This is a genomic window from Acinetobacter sp. 226-1, assembly GCF_030329325.1.
Classification (GTDB): Bacteria; Pseudomonadota; Gammaproteobacteria; order Pseudomonadales; family Moraxellaceae; genus Acinetobacter; species Acinetobacter sichuanensis.
Genome location: NZ_JACANU010000007.1, coordinates 132,717 through 148,117 on the forward strand (window position 1 = coordinate 132,717; position 15,401 = coordinate 148,117).

Here is a 15,401-nt window from a genome sequence, read left to right on the forward strand (position 1 = left end):
TTAGTAACTGATGTTACTCACTTGATTCAAATTACATCGCTAAAAATAGAAAAAGCTAAATTATGCGACGGAGTCCTAGATCCATAGTTTAAATTTAAGGGTCAGCCTTCGGCTCGACATACTTTTCTTTCGGGAAAATGAAAAGCGAAGCTTTGCAAGAAAACCATTGTCATCCGCAAAACTCGTTCACTAGCATCAAAAAATTTAATGTTTCGCAGAAACTTTATTTATAAGAAGGCGCCATGCCTCAAACAATTGCGGATGACGTTTCCGCGTATCAACATTCTTCTATATCCAATTTATAATTTTAGAACTACTGCGTAACATCAGTTAGCAATAAGAAGCTTATTTATAATCATCTTTAAAAATATCAATATTCTTCGTTTCTTGAATAAATAACGCACAAATAATCACACAAATAACAGCAACAATAATTGGGAACCATAAACCATTATAAATATTGCCTGTTTGCGCAACGATGGCAAAAGAAATTGTTGGTAATAAGCCACCAAACCAACCATTTCCAATATGATAAGGTAAGCTTACTGAAGTATAACGAATTTTTGTTGCAAACATTTCAACCAATGCTGCTGCAATTGGCGCATACATCATACCAACATAGATCACCAATAAAGACAGCAACAAGACAATGAGTGGCTTATTCATTTCTTTAGGGTCTGCTTGTGTTGGATATTGTGCTTCAATCAATGCCGCACTGACCTGATTTTTAAAGTCAACCTCCATCACTTTAATTGCGGTTGCTTTTGCATCTTTGGCAAAATCATCCAAAGTTTTCGCTGTTAAAGCTTGTTCTCTCTGAGCAAGTAAAATTGCTTTTCGATCACCATTTTGTTCTGCAAACTCAAGTTGCTGCATGGCTTTAAACTGATTTTGCTGTGCAATTCCTTGTGCAGCAAAAATACTTTCTTCTGTGATATGCAAAGGTGAAAAACCTTGAATTAAAGTATGACCCACTAAAATTTTTGCATTTTCACCGTGAGGTAAATGCTCAATGGAGTAATTTACTGCATTTGTTGCTAAAAGCTTCTTGGCAATATCACAACTACTTTCCAATGTTTTACGCCCAATTGGGTCAAATTGTAATGAACACTCAGAAGGATCAACACTTAACACGATTGGAGATTGTTTTAAGACTGTTGCAAGCTGAGGATTTGCTGCATACGTCAATGCATGATAAATCGGTATATATGTGACTGCGGCTAATATTCCACCCAAAATAATAATAGGTTTACGCCCAACTCGATCAGATAAATAACCAAATAAAATAAAGAAAGGTAGACCAATCAGTAAAGCACATGCCACCAAAATACTAGCTGTCGCACTTTCTACTTTTAATGCTTGGGTTAAAAAGAATAGGCTATAAAATTGACCTGTATACCAAATGACAGCTTGTCCCATGGTTAAACCAAACAATGCCAATAAAATCAGTTTTAAATTTTTCCACTGCCCTAATGATTCAAAAATAGGTGCTTTAGACAGTTTTCCTGCTTCTTTTAGCTTTTTAAATGCAGGAGGTTCACTCATTGATAAACGCACCCAAACACTTACAAACAGTAAAACAAAAGAAAATAAGAAAGGAATTCGCCATCCCCATGCACTAAATGCTTCTTCTCCAAGCAATGTTCGTACACTTAAAATAACCAATAACGATAACAATAATCCTGTCGTCGCTGTAATCTGGATCCATGCAGTATATGCTCCTCGTTTATGTTGAGGTGCATATTCAGCAACATATGTTACTGCCCCACCATACTCGCCTCCTAATGCTAAACCTTGTATTAAACGTAATATGATTAGCATTATGGGGGCTGCAATTCCGATTGCATTATAATTAGGCAATAATCCAACCAAAAAAGTTGATATTCCCATAATTAAAATAGTGATTAAAAATGTATATTTTCGCCCAACCCTATCTCCTAATCGACCAAAAACTAATGCCCCAAAAGGTCGCACAATAAAACCTGCGGAAAATGCAAGTAAGGCAAAAATAAACCCTGTTGTACTATCAAGATCGGTAAAAAACTGCTGAGCCAAAATAAGTGCTAATGCACCATATAAATAAAAGTCATACCATTCAAATATTGTTCCTAAACTTGAAGCGAAAATGATTTTTTTCTCTTCCTTTGTCATTTTCTGATCTGGCACTCCCCTAGTGCTTATATGCATTTATTTATTCCTTTCATTTTTATTAAAATAAAACTGCATAATAAAAATGTTTTAATAACTATTTTTATTAAATCTTATGAAAACATTTTATTAATCCCCTGAATTCATCACACTTAAAAACTTTTACTTATTAGATATTGCAATTATTTTAAATAGTGTCTTACAGATGAAATCTACCGCAAAGATAACATAAACATTTTTCACTTGTTAGATAAATTTAAGAATAAAAACTACAAATTTAAGAGTATATAGATTTACCCTGTCAAAAATAATATATTTTTCAAATAAAATTTCAATAAATCAAATACTTTAAATGCAAAACAATAATGTGATGCATATCACAAAATTAAAATAAAAATGCACTTTCAAAACTCAAAAAATCTTAAAAACATTTAAATAAGTGATTAAATTTCATGAACTTAAAAAATATTTTAGTTATTTTTTAAAAAATATTTGCTATACAAAAAATTACTATTTAAAATATCTTAATAATAATTTTAAATGATCAAAACTTAGAATTATTTTATTCACTTTAAAAAATAAAATACAAGTTCTCAAACTTACTTAATATTATTTTTTACGAGCAAATGCTTGAATATAAATGCTAGAAAAAATACGTCTCAAGGATAGAAATACGATGTCTCAACAACAATTAAACAGGAATACAATCGTTAAAAAATCAAACCAAGGACGTATGATTATTTCAAGTCATGCGATTCAACTCACACGTGCTGAACGTAATTTTTTAATTATTGCCAATGGTCAGCTTACTATACAAGAAATCATCACCATGCTAGGTGTTCCCTTTGATACAGTAAATTCTCTTTTAGAAAATAAATTATTAGAAATTTCAGATTGGGGAGAGTCACCAACTCTTGTATCACAAAACATACCCCAACAAGATATAACAGCTGATCCTATACAACAAAAATTAAATATAGCTTTACCACCTTTAGAAAATAGTAGTCCGTTTCATCGTTTATATGCATTTTTATCCATCCAAATTCCAGAGTTTTTTGGCATATTATCTTTTACCCAAATTCTTAAACTTGAACGTGCCAGCGATATAAATGAGCTAGCGATTTTAAAAGATAACTTACTTGAAAAAGTTAAAAAGAAGTATGGTGAAATCGCTTATAATGCATACCAAGAAAAGATTAACCTACTCACACAAGAATTAAAAAATGATTTATAAATAATCTCAAAGTTTACATTTATACTTTTTATTAAAATTATTATTTTATGAGTATTATTTAATTTGAGCCTTCTTGTTTAATTTTAATACAAAATTAATCTCTGGATTACTTCATTTTAATTATTTTATTTATAAATTTAAATCGAATGCTTTATCTGGTTTACTTTCTAAAATAATGACTATTTACACAAAATCCGCTCTGAATAACTGACATTTACACGATTTTTAAGCTATGCTGTGCAACACAGTTTTTTAACCTTTTTTCTTAAATACGTTTATGACTACTCATATTGACCCTGAATACCAAGCGAGTGCGATTGAGCCTCAAGTCCAGCAAGACTGGGCAGATCGCAAATCATTTAAAGTTGCCGACACTGTAGAAGGTCCACGTCGTTATATTCTCTCGATGTTCCCTTACCCAAGTGGCAAACTGCATATGGGTCATGTGCGTAACTATACCATTGGCGATGTGATCAGCCGTTTTCACCGTCTCAAAGGTGAAACTGTTCTACAACCGATGGGTTGGGATGCTTTTGGTCTACCTGCTGAAAATGCGGCAATTGCCCATCAAGTTGCGCCTGCAAAATGGACATTTGAAAACATTGCCTACATGCGTGACCAATTGAAAAAACTCGGTCTTTCAGTCGACTGGGATCGTGAATTTGCGACATGTACTCCAGAATACTATCACTGGGAACAATGGTTATTTGTTCAACTGTATAAAAAAGGTCTAATTTACCGCAAACTTTCAACTGTAAACTGGGATCCTGTGGATCAAACCGTTTTAGCCAATGAGCAAGTTGAAAATGGTCGTGGCTGGCGTTCAGGTGCATTGGTAGAAAAACGTGATATTCCAATGTATTATTTCCGCATCACAGATTATGCACAAGAATTATTAGACGATTTAGATACTTTAAAAGACGGTTGGCCACAACAAGTCTTGACCATGCAGCGCAACTGGATTGGTCGTTCACAAGGTATGGAAATTACTTTCCCTTCAGCGAATACAGAAGTTTATGCCGATGGTTTAACGGTTTATACCACACGTGCCGATACCTTAATGGGTGTGACTTATGTTGCGGTTGCAGCAGAACACCCTATGGCATTAAAAGCTGCGGAAAATAATGCTGAACTCAAAGCATTCATCGAAGAATGTCGTATGGGTTCAGTCGCTGAAGCTGATCTTGCCACTGCTGAAAAGAAAGGTATGGCAACAGGTTTGTCAGTGAAACATCCAGTAACTGGCGAAAAAGTTCCAGTTTGGATCGCCAACTATGTATTGATGTCATACGGTTCAGGTGCGGTCATGGCTGTTCCTGCGCATGACGAACGTGATTTTGAATTTGCCAATAAATACAACTTGCCAATCAAACAAGTAATTGATGCCAAAGGCGCTGATGATGCAGACTACTCTGCAACTGAATGGCAAGAATGGTACGGTTCTAAAGAAGGTAAATTGGTCAATTCAGGTGAATTTGATGGTTTAGACTTCCAAGCTGCATTTGATGCATTCCTTGCAAAATTAGAACCACAAACTTTGGCAAATTCTAAAGTTCAATTCCGTTTACGTGACTGGGGTGTTTCTCGTCAACGTTATTGGGGTTGTCCAATTCCAATGATCAATTGTGACACCTGTGGTCAGGTCACCGTTCCTGAAGAACAACTTCCTGTTGTACTTCCGACTGATGTTGTTCCAGATGGTTCAGGTAATCCTTTAAATAAAATGCCTGAATTCTACGAAACCAAATGTCCTTGCTGTGGTGGCGACGCACGTCGTGAAACCGATACTTTGGATACTTTCGTAGAGTCATCTTGGTACTATGCACGTTATGCTTCTCCTGACTTTACAGGTGGTTTGGTTAAGCCTGAAGCTGCTCAAACATGGTTACCAGTGAACCAATACATTGGTGGTGTTGAACATGCAATTCTTCATTTACTTTATGCACGTTTCTTCCATAAATTGATGCGTGATGAAGGTGTTGTTCAAGGTAATGAACCATTCACCAACCTGTTAACTCAAGGTATGGTATTGGCTGATACCTACTACCGTGAAGCAGATTCAGGTAAAAAAACCTGGTTCAACCCTGCTGATATTGATCTCGAACGTGATGAAAAAGGTCGTATCATTTCGGCAAAATACCAAGGTGATGGTCAGGATGTGACTGTTGGCGGTCAGGAAAAAATGTCGAAATCGAAAAATAACGGTATCGACCCACAAGCCATTATTGACCAATACGGCGCAGATACGGCTCGTGTCTTCATGATGTTTGCTGCGCCACCAGATCAATCTTTAGAATGGTCGGATGCAGGGGTTGAAGGTGCAAACCGTTTCTTAAAACGTGTTTGGCGTTTAACCACAGGTTTCCTTGAAAAAGGCAACACTGCATCTGCAATTAATACTGCACAGCTTTCAACGGGTGCTCAGGATTTACGTCGTAAAACCCATGAAACCATCCAAAAAGTAGGTGATGACATTGAACGTCGTCATGCTTTTAACACAGCAATTGCTGCGTTAATGGAACTTTTAAATGCCAACAACAAGTTTGAAGCAAAAGATGACAACGATATTGCGGTTGCTCGTGAATCGATCATCACCTTATTAACCTTGCTTGCTCCATTTGCACCGCATTTAAGTCAGACTTTATTGGCACAGTTCAACATTGATTTAACTTCAGTGTTATTCCCTGCTGTCGATGAGTCTGCACTCACGCGTAATACGCAAACGATTGTGGTTCAAGTCAATGGTAAACTTCGTGGTAAGTTGGAAGTTTCTGTGGATGCATCTAAAGATGACATCTTGGCACAAGCCAAAGCTTTACCTGAAGTACAACAATTCTTGACAGGTCCAACCAAGAAAGAAATTGTGGTACCAAACAAATTAGTGAATTTGGTGGTTTAAAAGCCTTACAACCCCTTCTCCCTCTGGGATGAGGAATATATTCCGCAAGGGGATGAGGGTTCTTAAATAAATTACCTCTCCCTAACCCTCTCCTAAAAGGAGAGGGAATTTAAGGATAAAAACAAAACCCAAACAAAGCCCGTTGTCAATCAACGGGCTTTGACTTTACAATCTAACTCAAGATTTAAAATTATTTTCCATTCAGGAAGTTTTAGAGGACTCCACATGCATTTGGTTCAACGTGTTGCAGCGATTGTCTTAACTTTAGGGCTGAGTGCAGGCTTAGTCGGCTGTGGTTTTCACTTAAAAGGAACAAATCCGCAAGTAACTCCTTTAGTTTATACCAAATTAAATTTACAGCTTCCTAAAAATACAGAAGACTTAGAAAGTAAACTGAGTGTTTATTTAACTGCGTCAGGTGTTCAATTAGGTCAAGCAAGTGATGCTTATGTCTTACGTATTTTAGACTACAAACCAATTCGCCATGAGCTAAATGGTCAATTGATTGAAACATTATTACGTTTAAGTGTGACATTTCAAATCGAAGATCAGCAAGGTAATCCTGTTACTGAAGCACGTACTTTAACAGCAGCGCGTAGTTATCAGTATGATGTTGCAACTGTGAATACAGATGATCAACAAGAGAAATATTTAAAACAAGTCATTATTGACGATATTGCACAGCAAATTAGCCGTCAAATTTCAGCAAATCGCTTACCTAAAGCCAAATACTTACCAAGTACTGCAACACCAAAAACAGCACAGTAAATTGATTAGATTATGAAACTCGACTATCTCCAAGCCCTTAAACGTACACAGGAAGCACGTGGTGCTTGGATTATGCATGGTCAAGAGCCACTGCTTGAGCAAAATTTATTAGATGCTTTTCGTAAGGAATGGAATGCTCAAGAAGTTGAGCGGCAACGTTACGACTTAAATAATACCAGTGATTGGAAGCAAGTTTTTAATGCCTTAGACAGTTTATCTTTATTTTCTCAGCACTTGGCTGTGGAAGTGCATGGCAATATCAAACCTGATGCAAATGGTCTAAAACTGCTTAAGCAATATATTCAATACAATGAGCACAATCTTCTTTTGATTGTAATGCCAAAACAAGATGCGAATAGCTTAAAATCCAGTTTTTTCCAAACCGTTGAAGCCAATGGCGTTGTGGTACAACTCGCTGCTCATTATCCTAAAGATCGTCAACGTATTTTATCAATAGAAGCCGATCGGCTTGGTATTCAACTCGATCAAGACGCTTGGCTTTGGCTTGAACAGCATCATGAACATAATTTACTTGCAGCTAAAAACAGCTTGATGCGTGTTGCAGATACGTTTCCAGAACAAAATCACATTCAAATTGAACATCTCTATGAATGCTTACAAGACCAGTCTCGTTATAGTAGTTTTGATTTAAGTGATGCTGTTCTCGCTGGTCATTATGCACAGTCTGCTAAAATTTTAAATTACTTAATCGAGGCTGGTGAGCCTGCAAGTTTAATTTTATGGACATTAAGTAAAGAAATGCGTTTGCTGATGCAACTCTATGAACAACCGCAAAATGCTTTACAGCTTGGTATTTGGAAGAATAAAGTTGCAAATTACCAACAAGCGCTCAGACGCTTAAAGCCACAGTCTTTTTTAGTTTGGCCTACGGTTTTATTGCGTATTGATGCAGCGATAAAAGGCTTAAGTCAAGAAAAACCTGAACATTTAATTCAACAAGCGGTTGCCCTATTATGTGGGTACAGTTTGTTTGAATCAGCTTAAAGAAAATAATTATCATTTATATTTGTTAAAAAAATTCACTTTTTATCCTTATTTACCCCTTATAATTTAAGCAATTATCTCATTTGCTCAAAACCAATATGCCTAAAATAAAATCATCCAAAGTCATTTTAATTGTGGTTGGTATTGCCATTATTGCAGCAATTTCTTGGTTTATGTTAAAACCTAAAAACGAACAACCACAATTTATTAGCACAGAAGTTGTCCGTGGTGATATTGAAGACTCGGTCTTAGCAACGGGTGATTTAGAAGCCACTAAAATGGTCAGTGTTGGTGCGCAGGTATCAGGTCAGGTCAAAAAAATGTATGTCAAGTTAGGTGACCAAGTGAAGCAAGGTCAACTGATTGCACAAATTGACTCAGTACGCCAAACCAATGATTTGAAAACGGCTGAAGCGAGTATTAAAAATCAACAAGCTCAATTAGCCACGAAACAAGCCAATTTAGCGAAAGTTGAAGCTGAATATAATCGTCAAAAAAGTATGTTTTCCCAAGATGCAACATCTAAAGCTGAATATGAAAGTGCATTAGCAGCATTTAAAACAGCACAAGCTGAAATTACTGCTATGAATGCACAGATTGAGCAATCTAAACTCACTCTTGCAACTGCCAAAGAAGATTTAGGCTATACCCAAATTGTTGCGCCAATGACAGGTACTGTTGTGGCTATTGTGACTGAAGAAGGTCAAACGGTAAATGCAAACCAAAGCGCACCTACAATTGTAAAATTAGCACAACTTGACACGATGACAATTAAATCGCAAATTTCTGAAGCAGATGTAATGAAAGTTGAAGAAGGTCAAAAAGTTTATTTTACAACCTTAGGAGATAGTGAGAAAAAACGTTACGCAACTTTACGTCAAGTTGAACCTGCACCAGAGTCAATTAATACAGAAAATTCAAATACCTCATCTTCTTCTTCGAGTACAGCGATTTACTATAATGCTTTATTTGATGTTCCTAATGATGATGGAAAATTGCGTATTGATATGACAGCGCAGGTATATATTATTTTGGCTGAAGCAAAAGATGTACTGACTGTCCCTGCTTCTGCATTACAAAGCCGCCCACAACGTGCCAAACGTAATACTGATAAAAAATCTGATACAGATAAAACAGATACAAAAAATCAAGCCGATGCAGATCGTCCACAGCGTCTAGAACTTACTGCGGATGAAAAAGCTTTAGTTGATCAAGGCAAAGCATCTATTGCCACTGTTCGTGTTGTACAAGCAGATGGTACAGCCAAACGTCAACAAGTCCTTATTGGTTTAAATAACCGTGTAACTGCTGAAGTCATTCGTGGTCTAAAACAAGGAGATCAAGTGGTGATCGCTGATGGTTCAGACACAAGCAATGACTCAGCAAAACGTAGTAATCGTGGCGGAATGAGATTTTAAACATGGATCAAAATCAGCAACCTCTTCTGGAGGTGAATAATCTGATCCGTGAATTTCCTGCGGGTGATTCTACAGTTCAGATTTTAAAAGGCATCGACTTAAAGATTTATGCAGGTGAATTGGTCGCCATTGTCGGTCAATCTGGGTCGGGTAAATCAACCCTAATGAACATCTTAGGTTGTTTGGACAAACCAACTTCTGGTAGTTACAAGGTCAAAGGACGTGAAACCAGACAATTAGAACCTGATGAATTAGCCCAGTTACGCCGTGAATATTTTGGATTTATTTTCCAGCGTTATCATTTATTAGGTGATATTAATGCAGCAGGTAACGTCGAAGTTCCTGCAATTTATGCAGGTGTTAATCCAACAGCACGCCAAGAACGCGCTAAAGAACTACTCACAGAACTGGGTTTAGCTGAAAAAACTCAAAACCGCCCAAACCAATTGTCAGGTGGTCAGCAACAACGTGTATCTATTGCCCGTGCCTTAATGAATGGTGGCGATGTTATTCTTGCTGATGAACCAACAGGTGCATTGGATAAAAATAGCGGTATTGAAGTGATGCGAATTTTGCGTGAACTTAATGCCAAAGGTCATACCATTATTCTTGTCACCCATGATATGAATGTGGCAAAAAATGCGACTCGTATTATTGAAATCAGTGATGGTAATATCATTGCAGATACACCAAATACACCTGAAACAGAAGTTATTCGAGATCCTGAAGCTACACTTGATGGCATTGAAAAGCAAAAAAAATCTTCTGTTTGGCGAGCTGCATTAGATCGTTTTAGTGAAGCATTTCGCATGGCTTTATTAGCAATGAATGCGCATCGCATGCGAACTTTTTTGACAATGCTTGGGATTATTATCGGGATTGCTTCGGTGGTTTCGGTGGTTGCCTTAGGTAATGGTTCTCAAAAGCAAATTTTGGAGAATATTAGCAGTTTAGGCACCAATACCATTACCATTTTCCAAGGGCGCGGCTTTGGTGATAATTCTAAAACTGCACAAGTCAAAACTTTAATTCCCGCAGATGCTGATGCTTTAGCAGAGCAGCCCTATGTCGAAGGTGTAAGTCCATCTGTGAATTCTAGTTTAACAGGACGCTATAAAGATACTGAAGCAGCCATTACAGTCAATGGTGTTAGCGAAGACTTCTTTGATGTTAGAGGAATGTCATTTACCGCAGGACAAGCATTTGATAAACATAGTGTGACTCAACGCGCTCAAGATGTTGTTATTGATACCAATACAAAAAATACTTTTTTTGCTGATGGCACAGATCCTGTAGGTCAAGTCATTTTACTGGGTACCGTACCCAGTCGAATTATAGGGATTGTTGATGCTCAACAAGGCATGATGGGAAATTCTGACAGTTTAAATGTATATTTGCCCTATTCAACAGTAATGAGTCGAATGTTAGGACAATCTAACGTGCGAAGTATCATTGTCCGTATTAAGGATGAATATCCTACGGCTGTGGCAGAAAATGCCATTCTCAGCTTGCTAGAACAGCGTCATGGCGCACAGGATGTCTTTACACAAAACTCTGACAGTATTCGTGAAACCATTGAGCAAACTACTGCAACCATGACCTTGTTGGTTTCTGCGATTGCTGTGATTTCATTGGTTGTTGGTGGAATTGGGGTAATGAATATTATGCTGGTTTCCGTCACTGAGCGAACACAAGAAATTGGGGTACGTATGGCTGTTGGCGCACGTCAAAGTGATATTTTACAACAGTTTTTAATTGAAGCGATTTTGGTGTGTATTTTAGGTGGAATTTTAGGGGTGCTGTTATCGCTTGGTATTGGGCAGATTATCAGTCATGTTGCTAAAGGTTCCTTTGAAATGGCGTATTCAACAACCTCCATCGTTGCAGCTTTTGTATGTTCAACCTTAATTGGTGTCGTGTTCGGATTTATTCCCGCACGTAATGCAGCACAGCTTGACCCTGTTGATGCCCTGTCTAGAGAATAAGGAAATAACCATGCAAATGAATGTCACCAAACTTTTAAGTGCATTGATCTTAGGCAGTTCACTCGTTGGCTGCGCTGCCGTGGTCAAAACCCCATATCAAGCCCCTACTGTTGATATTCCAAATAGCTTTGCTTATAACAAAGTCAATCAACAGGATATTCAAGCCAGTCTTTATGCAGACCAATGGTGGACTTTATTTGATGATGCTCAGCTTAATCAACTTGTTGAACAAGTTGTTGCTAAAAATGCGGACTTAGCGGTAGCAGGGATTAATTTAAAAACTGCACGTTTAAGAGTAGGTTTAGCACGTGACCAACAAGGTCCACGTGTAAGTTCAGGCGTTTCTACAGGACATAGCTTTGACTTAAATTCAGGTGATGACAGTGCAAAAGGTTTATCCTTAAGTGCTGGTGTCAGCTATGAAGTCGATTTATTTGGAAAATTAGCGCGTCAAACTGAAGCGGCAAAATGGGAATCCTTAGCCACTGAACAAGATCTACAAGCGACAGGGCAAACGCTGATTGGCACGACAGCAAATTTGTATTGGCAATTAGGTTATTTAAATGAGCGCTATACCGTCGCACAGCAAAGTTTAGCCACCACACAAAAACTGTATGAACTGGTACGTACTCAATATCGTGCAGGTGCAGTTTCAGGCTTAGACCTGACTCAAGCAGAACAATCTGTGCAAAGTCAAAAAGCCAGTTTAAGTCAAATTGAACAGCAGTTAGTAGAAACACGCACTGCTTTGGCGGTGCTCTTACAAATTCCTGTACAACAACTCAATATTCAAGAACCCAAAAAATTACCACGTATTCGCTTACCGAATATTACAGCGGGTTTGCCTGCCGATATTTTGTCACGTCGTCCTGACTTACGTGCCGCAGAATTACGTTTACGTGAAGCTCTGGCTTCTAAAGATGCAACTAAAGCCAGTTATTATCCGTCTATAAGTTTGACGGGGAACTTAGGCTCAAGCAGTACGTCACTGACCAATTTACTGAAAAATCCTGCCCTAACTTTAGGTGCAAGTTTAAGCCTGCCCTTCTTGCAATATAATGATATGAAAAAGGATTTAAAAATCAGTGAATTGGATTATGAAAAAGCCATTATTCAATATCGACAAACCTTATATCAAGCTTTTGCTGATACTGAAAATGCACTTTCTAATCGAATTGAATTAGATAAACAAGTTGCTTTGCAGCAGAAAAATTTAGAATTGGCTGAGAAAACTGAACGTTTAACGGATGTACGTTATCGCAATGGTGCAATTGCTTTAAAAAATCTGTTAGATGCGCAAGAAACCACGCGTAATGCACGACTGTCTTTAGTACAAGTCAAGCAAAATCAATACAATGCTTATGTAACCTTAATGCAAGCACTCGGTGGTAGCCCGATTCAGCAGTTACCAAATACCACCATCACTGAAGTCACACCATAAATGTCATATAAAAAAGGCACTGAATTCAGTGCCTTTTTACTATCAAGTCATGAATAACTTATTCGCTATCCATCATTGATGCACTCATACCCACAGTATTGAAACCTGCATCTACATACAAAATCTCACCTGTAATACCATTTGCCCAAGGTGAACAAAGGAAAAGTGCGGCATTTCCGACATCTTCAATCGTAACATTACGTTTTAACGGTGCAATTTTTTCATTCGCATCTAACATTTTACGGAAAGATTTAATACCTGAAGCTGCTAAAGTACGGATTGGACCTGCCGAAATTGCATTTACACGAATCCCTTCAGCACCTAAACTCGATGCCAAATAACGTACACCTGCTTCTAAAGATGCTTTTGCCATGCCCATTACATTGTAGTTTGGCATAACTGACTCAGAACCTTGGTAAGTCAATGTTAATAAGCAACCTTGACGCGCAAGTAATAATGGTTTTGCTGCTCGCGCCATTGCAATAAAGCTATATGCACTAATATCATGCGCAACTTTAAAACCTTCACGATCAGTTACGTCCGTAAAGTCACCATCCAAAGTATGTGCTGGTGCAAAGCCAATTGAATGCACAACACCATCTAAACCATCCCAATGCTTAGCAAGTTCAGCAAATGCATGATCAATTTCAGCATCAACAGCAACATCACAAGGGAAAACAAGTGTTGAACCAAATTGTTCAGCAAAATCATCTACACGTTTTTTCAGTTTTTCATTTGGATAAGTAAATGCAAGCTCTGCTCCTTCACGATGAAGTGCTTGAGCAATACCAAATGCAATCGATAATTTACTTGCGATACCTGCGATCAGGAAGCGTTTACCTGCCAAAAGTCCTTGTGCCATGAAATTCTCACTCGAATAAGTTTGTATGCATAATGCCAAGACTCAAGACAGAACAAAATTGCATAATGCATCTTTTTTTATATCTTTCACTAAATCATAAAAAAATCGCTCATAAAGAGCGATTTTTCAAATGTTCATCATCAAGGATTAATCATCGCCTTGTAATAAGCTAAATAAACGCATGAATGAATAATACATCCAAACTAAGGTTGCTAATAATGCGATACCACATAACCATTCAAATGCTTTCGGTGCGCGTTGCGCAGCAGCATTTTCAATCAAATCAAAATCTAAGATCAAGTTTAATGATGCGATTACAGCAACAAAAGCTGCAAATCCTATGCCTAACCAACTGCTTTCAAATAGACCAGGAATGCTTGAACCAAATGCCAAATTCATGATGAATTGCACAACAAAAACCAAAGCAATTGCGATTGTTGCAGACATCACAATCGATTTAAATTTTTCAGTTGCACGAATAATTTGAAAACGATACAAACCAAACATCACAAAAGTCGTTACAAAAGTTGCCAGTAATGCTTGTAAAGGAACACCCGGAAATTTCAACTGAAAAATCACAGATGCACCACCTAAAAATGCACCTTCAAATAAAGCATAAGGAATAGCAAGAACACGCGCTGTATTTGGCTTAAAAGTTGCCACTAAAGCAATAATGAAACCACCAATAGCACCGACCATTGCCGCTGCATAAGCAAGACCAAAATTCGCAGTGGCGAAACTATAAAGAAAAACACCTAAGCCAAGCACAGCCGCAATTACAGTCAATAATACTGACTTTTGGATTGCACCTTGAATGGTCATGGGTTGACTATAATCTGCATGTGTTTCCACACGGGTTAAAATAGGATTATTACTTTGCATATTTCAACTCATTGTAATATTTAAAATATAAAGGGATTGTAAAACGGATTATTTTAAAATTGATGTACAGCTTACTTCTTTTTGTAACAAAACCAAAAATATTGCCTAAAGCAGTATAACTTAATTTTTTAAAATACACAGCGCATAAAAAAGAGGCAATTTCTGCCCCTTCTTCGCTTACAAAATATCGAATTAATCTTGATTTGAGATAAAGAAATATTGACGATAGTATTTTAACTCTGCAATTGAGTCACGAATATCATCCATTGCCAAATGTGAGGCATTTTTCTTAAGACCACTCATAATCTCAGGGCGCCAGCGTTTTGCTAACTCTTTCACAGACGATACATCTAAATTACGATAGTGGAAATATTGTTCCATTTCAGGCATTAAACGATGTAAAAAACGACGATCTTGGCAAATTGAGTTACCACACATTGGCGATGATTTTGGATTTACCCATTTCTTTAAAAACTCTAAAGTTTGTAACTCTGCATCACGTGCAGTCAATTTACTACGACGTACACGCTCAATCAGACCTGACTGACCATGTTGTTTGGTATTCCATTCATCCATCGCATTTAAAATAATATCTGACTGATGTACTGCTAGCACTGGACCTTCCGCAAGAATATTTAAATGATCATCCGTTACAATGGTCGCAACTTCAATAATTTGATCATTGTCTGTATCAAGACCTGTCATTTCAAGATCAATCCAAATCAAGCGTGTATCTGGGGTGCTGCTGCTCATAAAGTG

General features: G+C 37.4%; 11 protein-coding genes. 7 read left to right on the forward strand and 4 right to left on the reverse strand.

Translation table 11 applies throughout. The features are described from left to right. Positions 1 to 345 precede the first annotated feature (345 nt). Positions 346 to 2,187 carry an MFS transporter gene (locus HX124_RS12295; protein WP_286383237.1) on the reverse strand — a complete coding sequence of 614 codons (1,842 nt, stop codon included), beginning with the start codon at positions 2,185 to 2,187 and terminating at the stop codon, positions 346 to 348. A 637-nt stretch (positions 2,188 to 2,824) separates the two neighbouring features. Between HX124_RS12295 and HX124_RS12300 the strand changes: the two genes are divergently transcribed. From HX124_RS12300 to HX124_RS12330, 7 genes are all read left to right on the forward strand, one after another. After that, positions 2,825 to 3,382 carry a hypothetical protein gene (locus tag HX124_RS12300; RefSeq protein WP_286383236.1) on the forward strand — a complete coding sequence of 186 codons (558 nt, stop codon included), beginning with the start codon at positions 2,825 to 2,827 and terminating at the stop codon, positions 3,380 to 3,382. A 277-nt stretch (positions 3,383 to 3,659) separates the two neighbouring features. After that, positions 3,660 to 6,281, forward strand: a complete 2,622-nt coding sequence (leuS, locus tag HX124_RS12305; protein ID WP_286383235.1) for a leucine--tRNA ligase — start codon at positions 3,660 to 3,662, stop codon at positions 6,279 to 6,281. Between the two features lie 225 nt (positions 6,282 to 6,506). Beyond that, the gene (locus tag HX124_RS12310; RefSeq protein WP_286383234.1) at positions 6,507 to 7,049 is read left to right on the forward strand and encodes an LPS-assembly lipoprotein LptE; all 543 of its coding nucleotides are present in this window, start codon (positions 6,507 to 6,509) and stop codon (positions 7,047 to 7,049) included. A gap of 12 nt (positions 7,050 to 7,061) precedes the next feature. Next, entirely contained in the window at positions 7,062 to 8,054 is a 993-nt protein-coding gene (gene holA, locus HX124_RS12315) for a DNA polymerase III subunit delta (protein WP_286383233.1), read from the forward strand. Between the two features lie 98 nt (positions 8,055 to 8,152). Continuing rightward, positions 8,153 to 9,472: an efflux RND transporter periplasmic adaptor subunit gene (locus HX124_RS12320; protein WP_286383232.1), complete on the forward strand. Its 1,320-nt coding sequence runs from the start codon at positions 8,153 to 8,155 to the stop codon at positions 9,470 to 9,472. 2 nt (positions 9,473 to 9,474) lie between these two features. Next, positions 9,475 to 11,457, forward strand: coding sequence for a MacB family efflux pump subunit (locus HX124_RS12325; protein WP_286383231.1), 1,983 nt, complete (start codon positions 9,475 to 9,477; stop codon positions 11,455 to 11,457). Positions 11,458 to 11,467: 10 nt separating this feature from the next. Beyond that, complete coding sequence (locus tag HX124_RS12330) at positions 11,468 to 12,898, forward strand: efflux transporter outer membrane subunit (protein WP_286383230.1); 1,431 nt, start codon at positions 11,468 to 11,470, stop codon at positions 12,896 to 12,898. Positions 12,899 to 12,956: 58 nt separating this feature from the next. Here the strand turns inward: HX124_RS12330 and HX124_RS12335 are convergent, their stop codons facing one another. The 3 genes from HX124_RS12335 to orn all read right to left on the reverse strand — a co-directional run bounded on the left by HX124_RS12335 (position 12,957) and on the right by orn (position 15,395). Then, positions 12,957 to 13,760 carry an enoyl-ACP reductase FabI gene (locus HX124_RS12335; RefSeq protein ID WP_107008301.1) on the reverse strand — a complete coding sequence of 268 codons (804 nt, stop codon included), beginning with the start codon at positions 13,758 to 13,760 and terminating at the stop codon, positions 12,957 to 12,959. A 147-nt stretch (positions 13,761 to 13,907) separates the two neighbouring features. Continuing rightward, positions 13,908 to 14,642: a Bax inhibitor-1/YccA family protein gene (locus tag HX124_RS12340; protein WP_286383229.1), complete on the reverse strand. Its 735-nt coding sequence runs from the start codon at positions 14,640 to 14,642 to the stop codon at positions 13,908 to 13,910. 192 nt (positions 14,643 to 14,834) lie between these two features. Next, on the reverse strand, positions 14,835 to 15,395 hold the full coding sequence (gene orn / locus HX124_RS12345) for an oligoribonuclease (RefSeq protein ID WP_171405072.1): 561 nt from the start codon (positions 15,393 to 15,395) through the stop codon (positions 14,835 to 14,837). Positions 15,396 to 15,401: the final 6 nt, after the last annotated feature.

Bases quoted from the DNA above. Each gene is read 5' to 3' on its own strand.
- HX124_RS12295 (WP_286383237.1), bottom strand. From the start codon at position 2,187: ATGCATATAAGCACTAGGGGAGTGCCAGATCAGAAAATGACAAAGGAA.
- HX124_RS12300 (WP_286383236.1), top strand. From the start codon at position 2,825: ATGTCTCAACAACAATTAAACAGGAATACAATCGTTAAAAAATCAAAC.
- leuS (WP_286383235.1), top strand. From the start codon at position 3,660: ATGACTACTCATATTGACCCTGAATACCAAGCGAGTGCGATTGAGCCT.
- HX124_RS12310 (WP_286383234.1), top strand. From the start codon at position 6,507: ATGCATTTGGTTCAACGTGTTGCAGCGATTGTCTTAACTTTAGGGCTG.
- holA (WP_286383233.1), top strand. From the start codon at position 7,062: ATGAAACTCGACTATCTCCAAGCCCTTAAACGTACACAGGAAGCACGT.
- HX124_RS12320 (WP_286383232.1), top strand. From the start codon at position 8,153: ATGCCTAAAATAAAATCATCCAAAGTCATTTTAATTGTGGTTGGTATT.
- HX124_RS12325 (WP_286383231.1), top strand. From the start codon at position 9,475: ATGGATCAAAATCAGCAACCTCTTCTGGAGGTGAATAATCTGATCCGT.
- HX124_RS12330 (WP_286383230.1), top strand. From the start codon at position 11,468: ATGCAAATGAATGTCACCAAACTTTTAAGTGCATTGATCTTAGGCAGT.
- HX124_RS12335 (WP_107008301.1), bottom strand. From the start codon at position 13,760: ATGGCACAAGGACTTTTGGCAGGTAAACGCTTCCTGATCGCAGGTATC.
- HX124_RS12340 (WP_286383229.1), bottom strand. From the start codon at position 14,642: ATGCAAAGTAATAATCCTATTTTAACCCGTGTGGAAACACATGCAGAT.
- orn (WP_171405072.1), bottom strand. From the start codon at position 15,395: ATGAGCAGCAGCACCCCAGATACACGCTTGATTTGGATTGATCTTGAA.